The following is a 12,549-nucleotide window of genomic DNA, read 5'->3' as shown; positions in this document are numbered from 1 at the left end:
GGTGGGGTTCTAACACGCCGACCCTGGGACGGCAACGGCGGTTGAACTCACCTCCCGTTCGGCGCTCAAAAAGGCGTGCCCACTCTCGGCACCCCTATTCCTTCCGGAGGTTTCGCCATGCGTAAGCTCATTCTCGTTCCTGCTCTCATGCTTCTGTTGCCTGCCGGCGCAGCCTTTGCCCGTATCGATGGTCGCGACGTCGCTACTTCGGCCGGCGTATCCGCGTCGCTCTACTCCACCTTCAAGGACGACAAGCGCATCCTGCCGGCCCGCGACGACCTGTCGGCCTTCGTCGCCAGCGGTGGCGCCATTCGCGGTGCCTACGTCGAATCGGCCCTGCAGCAAGTGCGTCAGGCCAACCCTGGCTTGCAGATCGGCGACGAAGAACTGGCCCAGGCCATTCTGTCGCAGGACGATCCGCTCGCAGCCAACTGAGTCGACCAAAACCCAAAAAGCCCGGTGCCACCGTAATGGCCCCGGGCTTTTTCATGCCTGTGCGATCAGGCTTTCAAGGTAGCCATGTCGATCACGAAGCGGTACTTCACGTCGCCCGCAATCATGCGCTCGTAGGCTTCGTTGATGTTGCGGATGTCGAGCATCTCGATGTCGCAGCTGACGTTGTGCTCGGCGCAGAAGTCCAGCACTTCCTGGGTTTCGGCGATGCCGCCGATCAGCGAACCGGCGATCACTCGGCGCTTGAGCACCAGGTTGGCGGCATGCACCGGTGGATCGATCGGTTCGATCAGGCCGACCAGAATGTGTACACCGTCGAAGGTCAGGGTTTCCAGATAGGGATTGAGGTCGTGCTGGACCGGGATGGTATCCAGCAGGAAGTCGAAGCGGCCGGCGGCGGCACGCATCTGCTCCTCGTCGGTGGACACGATCACATGGTCGGCACCCTGGCGGAAGGCTTCCGCAGCCTTGGCCTGGGAACGGGTGAACAAGGTCACTTCGGCGCCCAGGGCCTTGGCCAGCTTGATGCCCATGTGGCCCAGACCGCCCATGCCGAGGATGCCGACCTTGTGCCCAGGGCCGACGCCGTGGTGCTTGAGCGGCGAGTAGGTGGTGATACCGGCGCACAGGATCGGCGCGGCAGCGGCGGGGTCCAGGCCTTCGGGGATACGCACCACGAAGTGCTCGCTGACCACGATGCTGCTGGAGTAGCCACCCATGGTGTTGCTACCGTCGACGCGGTCGGGGGTGGCATAGGTCATGGTCGGGCCTTCCTGGCAATACTGCTCCAGGTCCGCTTCGCAGGCTTTGCATGTGCGGCACGAGTCGACCATGCAGCCAACGCCTACCAGATCGCCGACCTGGTAGGCGGTGACGTCGCTACCGACGGCGGTCACGCGGCCGATGATTTCGTGGCCGGGCATCAGGGGGTAGACGGCGATGCCCCACTCGTTGCGGGCCTGGTGGATGTCGGAGTGGCACACGCCGCAGTAGAGGATGTCCAGGGCGACATCGTCCGGGCGTGGGCTGCGACGCTCGAACTTCATGGGTGCCAGGGGACTGGTGGGGGTTTGGGCGGCGTAACCGATGGCGGTGTACATGCGGGACCTCGCGGACAAAGTGGCAGACGGAAATCGTTACAAACGAAGTAAATCGTTTCAGGTGAAGCATTGTGCCCATTCAGACCACGCCAGCCCATTGCAGATTCTCCGGGAGGCTTGCCTGATTCTCCGAAAATTTTCTGCGGGCACTGGCGCAATAGGTTCAATCTGCGATGATCCGCCTGTCTGATTCTCTACCTGGGTTTTCCATGCAGCTCACCCGTCATGTCGATGCCAACGCCCGACTGTGCAAACTGATCGGCGCCCTCACCACACGGCCCGGCTTCGTGCCCACGCACCTGCCGCAAGTGCAGGTACTGAGCTGGGACCACTATGTGGCCAGCAGTCCGCAGATCTACGAGCCGAGCCTGATGATCCTCGCCCAGGGCAGCAAGCTGGCGCGTCTGGGGCCGCGCACCCTGGAGTACGGTGCCGGGCATTACCTGGTGCAAGCGCTGTCGGTGCCTTTCATGTGCGAGACCTTCGCCACCCCTGAAGCGCCGCTGTTGGGCGTGGCGGTGGACATCGACCGCAACGTGCTGGCCGAACTGGTGCAGCAACTGCCGCCCACCGATCGCGTGCAGGCGCAGACGCCGCAGTCGATGACCTCGGCGGCCCTGGACGCACCGATGCGCGCCAGCGTCGAACGGCTACTGACCTGCCTGCAAGACCCGTTGGACGCCCAGGTACTCGGCCCAGGCCGGGTGCGCGAAGTGCTCTACACCGCCCTGCGCGGCCCCCAGGCAGGGGTGCTGCGTGCGCTGGTGGAGCAACAAGGGCACTTCGCCAGGATCGGCGCCGCGTTGAGCTTTTTGCGTGAGCACTACCCGGAACCCCTCGGCGTCGAAGCCCTGGCCGAGCGCGCCAACATGAGCGTGTCGACCTTCCACGAACACTTCAAACGCTGCACGGAGCTGGCGCCGATGCAATACCTCAAGCGCCTGCGCCTGCTCAAGGCGCAGCAGATGCTGCTGGGCGAAGGGGTGGGCGTGGCCCAGGCAGCACATCGGGTGGGCTACCAGAGCACGTCGCAGTTCAGCCGCGAGTACAAACGGCAGTTCGCCCGCAGCCCCGGCGAAGAGCAACCCTATCAGAGCCTGCCGGTGTGAGCCTCAGGGTTGGGCGGGTGGCTGGCTGTTCCAGCGTTCGAGGTTGTGCGTGACCCAACGTTCGGCCAGTCCGCCGTCCACCAGCCCTTGCATCAATGCCGACAATTTTTCGCGCAAGACCTGGGTGTTGCACGGCGAGGCCTTGGACAAAGCCAGATACAGACCTTCGCTGGAAATCGGCGGCTCCAGCACACGCAACGCCTGATCGATCCCCAAGCGTTGGGCCAGCGCCGCGCCGGGATGACGTTCGTAGATCAGGTAATCGTTGCGCTTGTGCAGGAGCTTCTCGAAGGCCTGGTTGGCGCTGGGGACGGGCTCCAGGTCGAGATTGGCCTGGGCATACTCGTCGAAAGCCTGCCCATAGCTGTTGGCGACCAAGGTGCCCCCGGTATGGCCTTTGAGGTCGGACCACTCCCGGTAGGCGAAGACCTCGTCACGGCGCACCCAGACCATGCTCGGTGTGGAGAGAAAGGCTGGCTGGATGAAGTCCACGTCCTGCTCGCGCTCGTCGGTGCGGAAGTAACCGACGATGCCATCGATACGGCCTAATCGCACCTCTTCCTGAGCCCGTGGCCAGGGCCCCGCATCGCGTACCTGTACGGTCAACCCCAGCTTGCCGCCCAGATGGTGCATGAGGTCGGCGTTGGCGCCGATCAGGTGCCCGGGTGCGCCAGGGTCGCGCCACAGATAAGGTGGGTATTCCGGGTTGCCGGTCACGACGAGTTCGGTGCAGTTCTCCTGTGCCTGCGCGCACGACAAGCCCATCAGCCAAATCACCAACCAGCACGCGCGGCGTTCGAACATCGACGACTTCCTTGGCATAGGTCTGCAGACAGCCTTGATGCTAGTACAGAGTGACTATGCCCATAGGTCGCGTCGAAATCAGGCTGTGAGCGATGTCTCATTTGCCTGGCGCTCGCTGTCGGGACAGCCGGCCAGGCACGCTCAGGCCACATTGGGCATAATGGCCGCCATTTTCCGTACGCCGCGCAGGATATCCATGAAAGCCCAAGCCCGCCACATCCTGGTCAAGACCGCCGCCGAGGCCGAACAGCTCAAGCAGCGCATCGACAAGGGCGAAGCCTTCGACGTGCTGGCCCGCAAGTTCTCGACCTGCCCTTCGGGCAAGCGCGGAGGCGATCTGGGCGAGATCCGGCCGGGGCAGATGGTCGGGGCCATCGACCAGGTGATCTTCAAGAAGCCGCTGCGGGTGGTGCATGGGCCGATCAAGAGCAAGTTCGGGTATCACTTGGTGCAGGTGTTCTACCGGGATTGAAGCAGGGGCGCGCGAAGCGCTCTATGGCGGCGCTGCAGGACGGTCTCTACCGTCGCGACAACAGCAATCCAAGCCCCGCACATCCCAGCAGGCCAGCGCTGATCCGGTTGAACAAGCGCCGGGGACGAGGTTGTTCGAACCAGCGTCGCAGATAGGCTCCGAGCGCTGCATAAAAAACGATGGCCACGCCTTCCAGTAGCAAAAACAACAATCCTAGCTTCAGTAACTGCTCGGCCACAGGCATAGGGCTGCTGAGGCTGACGAACTGCGGGAGAAAGGCCGTGAAGATCAGAATGGCCTTTGGGTTGCCCGCCGCCACGAAGAACTCCTGACGCGCGAGTTGCCAACTGTTGAGGGTCAGCTCCGTACCTTGACGATCTACCCCGACAGGAGCTCGCCAGAGCTGCCAAGCCAGATAGAAGAGGTACGCCGCACCTGCCAGCTTGACCAGCGTGAACAGGGACTCGCTGGTATGTAGCACCACGGCCAGACCCATGGCTGACAGGGCGATCATCCCACCGAACGCGAGCAGTCGACCAGTGCCGGCCAGGCACGCGTGGTGCAGGCCATAGCGACTGGCATTGTGCAGCGAGAGCAGATTATTCGGGCCAGGGGCCATGTTCAGGGCAAAACAAGCAGGCAGGAACAGCAGCAGGATGGACAGATCCATTGTTCTTCTCCTCGGGCAAGAAGACAGTCTCGAGGGTGCATCCCAGCAGGGTCAATGACAGCTGCGCGAGAGATGGGCGGTACAGTCGTCGACCTTGTGTCACTGGTAGCACGCGCGCAAGCACACGGAGTCCAGCGGTAAGAGGGCAAGGCGGCTGGTGGACGAAACCCGTCTTCGGAGGGTCGGGCATGTTGGGTGTGGCCGGCAGTTCTCTTTTTCCCAGCGGCGTAGTGGACGCCAGCGATCACCTTCGACAACAGCGGTCTCGATCAAGACTTGGCGTCGCGCGAGTGACCCAAGCAGTGTTCAGCGAGTAGACTTTTCTTCTTTCGACACGCCCAGCGCTACCATGCCCAACAGCCAACACTGGCACGACCCCACCCTGCCCTTCGTCGAGGCCCGTCGCGCCTGCGATAGCCGCGCCTGCTACAAAGCGCACAGCCATCCGACCTTCTCGATCGGCGCAGTGGATGCCGGGGTCAGCCATTTTCGTGGTGCAGGGCCCGGCAGCCAGCGCCTGACGGCTGGCACGCTGGTGCTGGTGCCGGCGCAGCGGGTGCATGCCTGCAATCCCGAGCCGGGCGGCGCGTGGAGTTACCAGATGCTGCATCTGGACGCCGAGTGGCTGATGCGACTGCGGCACGAGCGTGGCATTGCCGTGCAAGGGGCCGGCACGGCGGCGCTGGTCACGCGGGATGCCGGCCTGTACCGGCAGTTCTGTCGATTGACCACTCTGCTGTTTTCCGAAGCCAGTACCTTGGAGAAGGAAACCGCTCTAGTCGGTTTCATTGGCGAGCATGACGAACAGGCTTTCGCCCCCCTGCCCATGGCACCCGCTGAAGATACCGCCGCGCTGAACCTGGAAGAGGGCTTGCAGGGCTTGGCCGACGAGCGATTGGCGCATTTGAACCTGGAAGATCTGGCGCGCTGGGCTGGGCTGGATCGCTATGCCTTGATCCGCGCCTGTCGCCGGGCAACCGGAATGACACCCCATGCCTGGCTCTTGAACGCGCGTATCAACCGGGCACGGGTGCTGCTGCGCCAAGGCGGCGATCTGGCGGAGGTCGCCTACCGCTTGGGGTTTGCCGACCAGAGCCACTTTCAGCGGGTGTTCAAGGCTCATGCCGGGACCACACCGGGGGCATATCGCGCCGGGCGCTGAACGGTTTCGGTAGGGCGTCGGGCTCAAAAGCCGGTGCGCGGGATCGATGCCCAGCGTGGCAGTTACCGACGAGTACGATAAGCCCTGCGGTCCCCCACGGTGGTGGGTTGGCGCTTTGCCTGGACGCGCGGGCTTGCACGGTCGAGCCGCTGGACTGCTAGCTTGCGCTTCGGGTTGGGCTGCGCCATCCGGGGGTCATCCCGCTCGCACAATTGTTCAATACAACCCCTCCCGCCCTGCGCCACCCTGCGGCCTCACCCGTTCACGAGTCCGCCCTATGGAACAGTTCCTGCTCATCGCCCTCGCCCACTTCCTCGCCCTGCTGTCCCCCGGCCCGGATTTCTTCCTGGTGGTGCGCAACGCCGCAACGTCCGGCTGGCGCGTCGCCAGCGGCGCTTGTTTGGGGATCGCCCTGGCCAATGGCGTGTTCATCGGCATGGCCTTCGCCGGGCTGTCGCTGCTGCGTGAGGGCAGCGCGTTGTTCGTCGCCCTGCAACTGGTCGGCTGCGCCTATCTGCTGTACATCGGTGGCCTGTTCCTGCGCCACGCCGGCAAGCAATCGCTGTTGGCAGCCGACACGACGACAGGCACGCGGCGCGGCTGGTGGCGCAATCTGGGAGCGGGCTTCGTCTGCGCCATCCTCAATCCGAAGAATGCGTTGTTCTATGCCAGCCTGGCGAGCATGGTCAGCGCCAGCAGTATGGGTTGGAAGCTGGTCTATGCGGGATGGATGTTCAGCATCGTGCTGCTGTGGGATTTGCTGGTGGCGGCGGCGTTTGGCCGTGACGCGGTACGCAGACGTTTCGACCGCGCTTTGCCGACCTTGCAACGGGTGTCAGGGGCGATGCTGATCGCGCTAGCGCTGGGGGTACTGGCACATGTGATTGCGGCTTGAGCGCAAATGTGCGGGGGCTGTTGGTTGGGCGCTCCGATCAGCCGCGGTGGGCCGCAAAGCGGCTCTAAGCCTGTAAGCGTGTTTGCTGGGTCCTGCGCGGCGCATGGACTAGGGCGGCGATGCCGCCCATCGCGGCTGAAGCCGCTCCCACATGGCACAGACCTCCTGCGGCTGAGACCGCTCCCATATGGCACCGATCTCCTGCGGCTGAAGCCGCTCCCACATGGCACCAAACTCCTGCGGCTGAGGCCGCTGCAACATGGCACCGAGCTCCTGTGGGAGCGGCTTCAGCCGCGATGGCCGGCGCCGCCGGCCCAACGGCCATGACACCATCGACCTGGCATCAACGCATCGCCTGAAGAGGACCCGCTGGTAGACGATGGCTGCAGGACAGCTGGCGCCTACATGCCTGCAAATGTCGACTGCAGTGCTTGTGTCATGGGCATTACGGGTACCGTCCGCAGTTTCCGACTGGATCAGAGCGCCCCGCTCTGCCCAGCTTGGCCGCCTTCGAGCTTGAGCAGCAACTGCTTGGCCGGCAGGCCGCCGGCGAAGCCGGTCAGGCGCCCGGAAGCACCGATCACGCGGTGGCACGGCGCGACGATGGAAATGGGGTTTCGACCGTTGGCGGCACCGACGGCGCGCACGGCTTGGGGTTTGCCGATCTGGCGGGCGATTTCGCCGTAGCTGCGGGTTTCGCCGAACGGGATGGTCAGCAAAGCCGACCAGACCTCGCGCTGGAAGTCGGTGCCGGTGAAGTCCAGCGGCAGGTCGAAACGCTGGCGCGAGCCTGCGAAATATTCACCCAGCTGGCGGGCCGTTTCCTGCAACAGCGGGTGCTCGTCGTCGCGCTGCAGGGCGCCCAGACGCACGCGGTTCTCACGCTCGTTCTCCCAGAGCACGGCAGCGAGGTGTTCGTTGCGCGCCACTAGCGTGAGCACGCCTACGGGCGAGGCCATCAGGGTGTAGATGCAGGACATGGGAGACTCCGCCAGTTGGACACATACCAGAGCAAAGGCAGCCGCTGCAGGCGGCCCGTTTCTCGAAGGGTGCACCAAGCTATCAGGTCGGCGTGAGGTTTGCGACTAACGGGCAGCGAGCGCTTGCGCGTTCTGGAGCCACCCCGACCTAACTGGAGACGTATGCAAAAAGGGCTAACCGGCGCGGCGCTTCCGTTCACTTGCCAAGCACCTAGGAGAGGCCGAATGCAACCAACGTGGTGTCGATCAAGCCTTGAGGGCCAAGGCTGCAGTACGGTCCATTTGCAGTTGCCAACGAAGGTTCAAACGAGGCGCGTAGCTCGATCAAGCGTTAGAACAAAAGCCGTAGTATGACTGTTGCAGTTACGCTCTAGGGTGTAAGCGAGGGCCGCGCTGCGGCCCATCGAAGTTTCAATCAAGCGTTCGAACGAGGGCCGCAGTGCGGCCCTCGCCAGTGCAGCGCAAGGCCCCAATCGCTTAACCCAGCACCTTGTCCACAGTCAGCGGATAATCACGAATCCGGCGCCCGGTCGCGTGATACAGCGCATTGGAGACAGCGGCCGCCACCCCCACCACACCGATCTCGCCCACGCCTTTGGAGCCGAGTTCGTTGACGATGTCGTCCGGCTCGTCGACGAAGATCACCTCCACCTCGCCCATGTCGGCGTTCACCGGAATGTGATACTCGGCCAGGTTGTGGTTCATGGTGCGGCCCAAATTGTGGTCGACCTCGGCCTGCTCATGCAGCGCCATGCCCACGCCCCACACCACGCCACCAAGAATCTGGCTGCGCGCGGTCTTTGGGTTGATGACCCGGCCTGCCGCCACGGCGCTGACCACTCGGCTCACGCGCACGGTGCCCAGCGCCTCGTCGACACGCACCTCGACGAACACCGCCGAGTGAGTGGCGCAGGCGAAGCCCTGACGCTTGGAGCCAGGTTCGGCGGTGATCTGCACTTCCAGAGCGTCGTCGTCAGCGCCTTGGAGCAGCGCGTCGAGATCGAACGCCTGCTCGCCCACGTGCAGCCGACCTCCATGCACCTGGAAGTCCTCCGCCGCCGCCTTGGCCAGCTCGGGGAAGCGCGATTTGGCAAGTTCCACCAGTTTGCCGCGCAGCAACTGACAGGCCTGGCGCACGGCCGAGCCCACAGACGACACGGTGAATGAGCCGCCTTGCAGAGGCGCTGTGGGCAACGAGCTGTCGCCGAGCTGGAAGGTCACATCCTGCATGGCCATACCGGCGGCGTCGGCTGCGATCTGGGTCATGACGGTATAGGTGCCGGTACCGATGTCGGTGGTGGCGCTGCTGACCCACAGTTTGCCGTCGGCATCGAGGCGTGCCTTGGCGCTGGCTTTCATCTGCATCGATTCCCAAACGCCACCGGCCATGCCCCAGCCGATCAGCTCGTCGCCCTCTTGCTGGCTGCGCGGCGCAGGGTTGCGCTGCTCCCAGCCGAAGCGGCGGGCGCCCTCTTCGTAACAGGCCAGCAGGGCCTTGCTCGAATAAGGCTTGCCTTCGTTACCGTTGCTGTCGGCGAAATTGATGCGGCGCAGGGCCACGGGGTCGATACCGACTTTTTCCGCCAGCTCGTCCATGGCGCACTCCAGGCCGATCAGGCCGAGCGCCGCGCCGGGCGCGCGCATGTCCAGCGGGGTGTACACGTCCAAGGCCGCCAGTTTGTAGGTCATGGCGACGTTGTCGCAGCGGTAGAGCATGCCGCTCCATTCCACCACGTGCTCGCTGAAGTCTTCGAAGCGCGAGGTCTGGCCGGTCGCGGTGTGGTGGATGGCCAACAGGCGCCCTTCACTGTCGGCGCCCAGCTCCAGTTTCTGCAACGTGCGCGGACGGTAACCGAAGGTGAACATCTGCTGCCGGGTCAGGGTGACGCGCACCGAGCGCTTGAGCTTGAGCGCGCCCATGACCGCCAAGGCCAACTGGTACTGCGGACGCAGGCCCGAGCCGAAGGCCCCACCGACGAACGCGGCGCAGATGCGTACCTTTTCCTTGGGCAGCTCGAACACACTGGTCACGTAGTCCTGGCTGTTCTGCGTGCCTTGGGTCTTGTCATGGATCAGCAGGCTGCCGTCGTCCTGGTAGATCGCCGTGGAGGCATGCGGCTCCATGGGGTTGTGGTGTTCGTTGGGCGTGCTGTATTCGGCGTCGATCGTAAAGGGTGCGGCCGCATACGCCTTGGCGAAGTCGCCACGGGGCTTGGGCAGTTCGGCCGGGGCGTCGTAAGCCTCATCGAGCGCGGCGCGCAGGTCGGTCTCGTAGGTTTCGGTGTCGAACTCGAAGCGCACCAGGCTGCCGGCGTAGCGCGCCAGCTCCAGGTTTTCGGCGATCACCAGTGCCAAGGGTTGACCGCTGTACAGCACGCGCTCGTTGAACAACGGCCGGAACGGATGGCCATCGGCGGCATCGTCATCCTGGTACGGCTCGTCGTCGCCCGCCATGGGTGGGCGGTTCTGGTGGTGGATGACCTCGACCACGCCTTCCAGCGCCAAGGCTGCGCTGCAATCGATGGAACGGATGCGCCCCTTGGCGACGTTGCCGCAGACCACGCTGCCGTACAGCAAGCCTTCGTCCGGGTACTCACCGGCGTAGCGAGCCTCGCCCGTAACCTTGGCCGGACCGTCGGTGCGGTCCAGCGGCTGCCCACTGACGGGCTTTACATGCGCATTCATGAGGTGGCTCCTTGGCGCTGCTGGGCCTGGCCCAGGGCACGGATGATGGCGTTGTGCGCGAGCGTGACCTTGAAGGCGTTGTGCTCCAGAGGTTGCGCGCCTTGCAGCATGGCTTTGGCAATTTCACCGTAGGTCGCGGCGGTGGCCGGCTGGCCCTTGAAGCGCGCCTCAAGTTCGGCGTCGCGCCAGGGTTTGTGCGCCACGCCGCCCAGGGCCAGGCGCAACTCACCGATGCGGTCGCCGTCCAGAGTCAGCGCCGCAGCCACCGATACCAGGGCGAAGGCGTAGGACGCACGGTCACGGATCTTCAGGTAGCGCGCGTGCTCGGCGAAGCGCGGGGCCGGCAGCTCGACGGCGGTGATCAGCTCGTCCTCGGCCAGGCAGTTGTCGTGCTGGGGCTGGTCGCCCGGCAGGCGATGGAACTCGGCGAATGGAATCTGCCGGGTGCCCTGCTTGCCCTGTACATGCACGGTGGCTTCCAGCGCTGCCAGTGCCACGCACATGTCCGAGGGATGGGTGGCGACGCACTGATCGCTGGCGCCCAGGATCGCGTGGTTGCGGTTGAGCCCGGTGCGTGCCGGACAGCCGCTGCCGGGCTCGCGTTTGTTGCACGGCGTGCCGGTATCGTAGAAATACGGGCAGCGGGTGCGTTGCAGCAGGTTGCCACCGGTGCTGGCCATGTTGCGCAGCTGCGGCGAAGCGCCGGCGAGGATGGCCTCGGCGAGCAGCGGGTAGTCGGCTTGCACACGGGGGTGCCGGGCCAGCTCGGCATTGCCCACCAGGGCACCGATGAGCAGGCCGCCGGTGGCGCTGGCGCTGACCTCGCGCAATGGCAGACCGGTGATGTCGATCAGTTGTTCGGGCTGGGCGACGTTCTCCTTCATCAGGTCGAGCAGGTTGGTGCCGCCGGCGATGAAGCGCGCATTGGGGCCGGCCAGGCGCACAGCGCTGGCGATGTCGCTGGGCTTGCTGTAGGCGAACGGGATCATGGCCGTGCCCCTCCCTGGTCGCTGGCGATCATCTGCGGCAGCGCTTCTTCCACGGCTGCGACGATGTTGCCGTAGGCACCGCAGCGGCACAGGTTGCCGCTCATGCCTTCCTGGATCTCGGCGCGACTCAGGGCCTTGCCTTCGCTGGCCAGGGCCACGGCCGAGCAGATCTGCCCTGGCGTGCAGTAGCCGCACTGGAAGGCGTCGTGGCGGATGAAGGCTTCCTGCAAGGGGTGCAGGCGGCCGTCTTCGGCCAGGCCTTCGATGGTGGTGATGCTGTCGCCCTGGCACATGATCGCCAGGGTCAGGCAGGCGTTGACCCGCTGGCCGTTGCGCAGCACGGTGCAGGCGCCGCACTGGCCGTGGTCGCAGCCTTTCTTGCTGCCGGTCAGGTCCAGGCGCTCGCGCAGCAGGTCGAGCAGGGTCAGCCAGGGCTGCACCTGCAGGGTCTGGCGCTTGCCGTTGATGGTCAGCTCAAGCGGCTGGCTGGCCGTAATACAGTCGGAATCGCTCATCTCTCAAGCCTCACGGTCGGTATGCTGTCGTTATGTGCAGCCGCAGGCTGCTTATTCTGCTTATCAAAGTCCGACCGGGAGCCACTGGCATGCGTTCAAAGCAACTGAGTACCGTCCGCCCGGAAGGCGCTGCGCCCTGCGCCGCCTTGGTGCTGGCGGCGGGCCGCGGGCGCCGTTTCGGCAGCGACAAGCGCCTGGCGCGGCTGGCCGACGGGCAGACCGTGCTGGCGACCATCGTGCGCCGCGCACAGGTGCAATTCGACGAGGTCTGGGTGGTCATCGCCGGGCACGACGACGCGCAGGCACTGGGGTTGCCCGAAAACGTGCGGATAGTGCGCGCGCAGAACGCCGACCAAGGCATGGGCGCGAGCCTGGCGGCAGGCGTCGTGGCGATGCGGGAGAGCCAGGCCTGCGTGCTTGCGGTGTTGTTGGGCGACATGCCTTGGCTGGCGGACGACACCCCACTGCGCTTGCGCGAAGCGGCGACGGCCGACTGCATCGTCCTGCCCTGCCGCGATGGCCGCCGCGGCCATCCGGTCCTGTTCGGCCGGCGATTCTGGCCCGAGCTGGAACAGGTCGGTGGCGATCAAGGCGGCCGCGCCGTGTTGCAAGACCATCCCCAGGCCTGTCTCGACGTCGAGGTGGCCGACCCCGGTATCTGGCTCGACATCGACACCCCTGGCGACTTGGCAGGCCGCTAGGCGGCACCTCGACC

At 65.0% G+C, this 12,549-nt stretch carries 13 protein-coding genes; 6 read left to right on the top strand and 7 right to left on the bottom strand.

Annotated features, from left to right (window positions below; all coding sequences use genetic code 11):
- Positions 1–117 precede the first annotated feature (117 nt).
- On the top strand, positions 118–435 hold the full coding sequence (locus ACSMEV_RS12975) for a DUF2388 domain-containing protein (protein ID WP_459205501.1): 318 nt from the start codon (positions 118–120) through the stop codon (positions 433–435).
- 65 nt (positions 436–500) lie between these two features.
- On the opposite strand, the gene ACSMEV_RS12970 is transcribed toward ACSMEV_RS12975, so the two are convergent.
- Positions 501–1,553, bottom strand: a complete 1,053-nt coding sequence (locus ACSMEV_RS12970; protein WP_459205500.1) for an NAD(P)-dependent alcohol dehydrogenase — start codon at positions 1,551–1,553, stop codon at positions 501–503.
- Between the two features lie 209 nt (positions 1,554–1,762).
- Here ACSMEV_RS12970 and ACSMEV_RS12965 point away from each other — a divergent pair, with 209 nt between their 5' ends.
- Complete coding sequence (locus tag ACSMEV_RS12965) at positions 1,763–2,662, top strand: AraC family transcriptional regulator (protein ID WP_459205499.1); 900 nt, start codon at positions 1,763–1,765, stop codon at positions 2,660–2,662.
- Between the two features lie 3 nt (positions 2,663–2,665).
- Here the strand turns inward: ACSMEV_RS12965 and ACSMEV_RS12960 are convergent, their stop codons facing one another.
- Complete coding sequence (locus ACSMEV_RS12960; protein WP_459205498.1) at positions 2,666–3,466, bottom strand: substrate-binding periplasmic protein; 801 nt, start codon at positions 3,464–3,466, stop codon at positions 2,666–2,668.
- A 196-nt stretch (positions 3,467–3,662) separates the two neighbouring features.
- Between ACSMEV_RS12960 and ACSMEV_RS12955 the strand changes: the two genes are divergently transcribed.
- Positions 3,663–3,938 carry a peptidylprolyl isomerase gene (locus ACSMEV_RS12955; RefSeq protein WP_296267792.1) on the top strand — a complete coding sequence of 92 codons (276 nt, stop codon included), beginning with the start codon at positions 3,663–3,665 and terminating at the stop codon, positions 3,936–3,938.
- A 46-nt stretch (positions 3,939–3,984) separates the two neighbouring features.
- Here ACSMEV_RS12955 and ACSMEV_RS12950 read toward each other — a convergent pair whose 3' ends face one another.
- Positions 3,985–4,608, bottom strand: a complete 624-nt coding sequence (locus ACSMEV_RS12950) for a LysE family translocator (protein WP_459205497.1) — start codon at positions 4,606–4,608, stop codon at positions 3,985–3,987.
- A gap of 349 nt (positions 4,609–4,957) precedes the next feature.
- On the opposite strand from ACSMEV_RS12950, the gene ACSMEV_RS12945 reads away from it, so the two are divergent.
- A complete protein-coding gene (locus ACSMEV_RS12945; protein ID WP_459205496.1) occupies positions 4,958–5,770 on the top strand; it encodes an AraC family transcriptional regulator in 813 nt (270 codons plus the stop codon).
- Between the two features lie 277 nt (positions 5,771–6,047).
- Entirely contained in the window at positions 6,048–6,665 is a 618-nt protein-coding gene (locus ACSMEV_RS12940) for a LysE family translocator (protein ID WP_459205495.1), read from the top strand.
- 476 nt (positions 6,666–7,141) lie between these two features.
- Here the strand turns inward: ACSMEV_RS12940 and ACSMEV_RS12935 are convergent, their stop codons facing one another.
- The 4 genes from ACSMEV_RS12935 to ACSMEV_RS12920 form a co-directional block, all read right to left on the bottom strand.
- On the bottom strand, positions 7,142–7,645 hold the full coding sequence (locus ACSMEV_RS12935) for a methylated-DNA--[protein]-cysteine S-methyltransferase (RefSeq protein ID WP_459205494.1): 504 nt from the start codon (positions 7,643–7,645) through the stop codon (positions 7,142–7,144).
- A gap of 477 nt (positions 7,646–8,122) precedes the next feature.
- Positions 8,123–10,330, bottom strand: a complete 2,208-nt coding sequence (locus ACSMEV_RS12930) for a xanthine dehydrogenase family protein molybdopterin-binding subunit (protein WP_459205493.1) — start codon at positions 10,328–10,330, stop codon at positions 8,123–8,125.
- Positions 10,327–11,319: an FAD binding domain-containing protein gene (locus tag ACSMEV_RS12925; protein ID WP_459205492.1), complete on the bottom strand. Its 993-nt coding sequence runs from the start codon at positions 11,317–11,319 to the stop codon at positions 10,327–10,329. Before ACSMEV_RS12925 ends, ACSMEV_RS12930 begins: the two co-directional genes overlap by 4 nt.
- Complete coding sequence (locus tag ACSMEV_RS12920; RefSeq protein ID WP_459205491.1) at positions 11,316–11,834, bottom strand: (2Fe-2S)-binding protein; 519 nt, start codon at positions 11,832–11,834, stop codon at positions 11,316–11,318. The genes ACSMEV_RS12925 and ACSMEV_RS12920 overlap by 4 nt, the downstream gene beginning before the upstream one ends.
- A gap of 89 nt (positions 11,835–11,923) precedes the next feature.
- On the opposite strand from ACSMEV_RS12920, the gene ACSMEV_RS12915 reads away from it, so the two are divergent.
- Positions 11,924–12,535 (top strand): nucleotidyltransferase family protein, encoded by a 612-nt coding sequence (locus ACSMEV_RS12915; protein ID WP_459205490.1) that lies wholly within the window; start codon positions 11,924–11,926, stop codon positions 12,533–12,535.
- Positions 12,536–12,549 lie beyond the last annotated feature (14 nt).

It is taken from the genome of Pseudomonas sp. MLB6B (assembly GCF_054508135.1).
The sequence above is the reverse complement of the archived record's forward strand: the minus strand, read 5'-3'. Positions and strand labels throughout refer to the sequence as shown.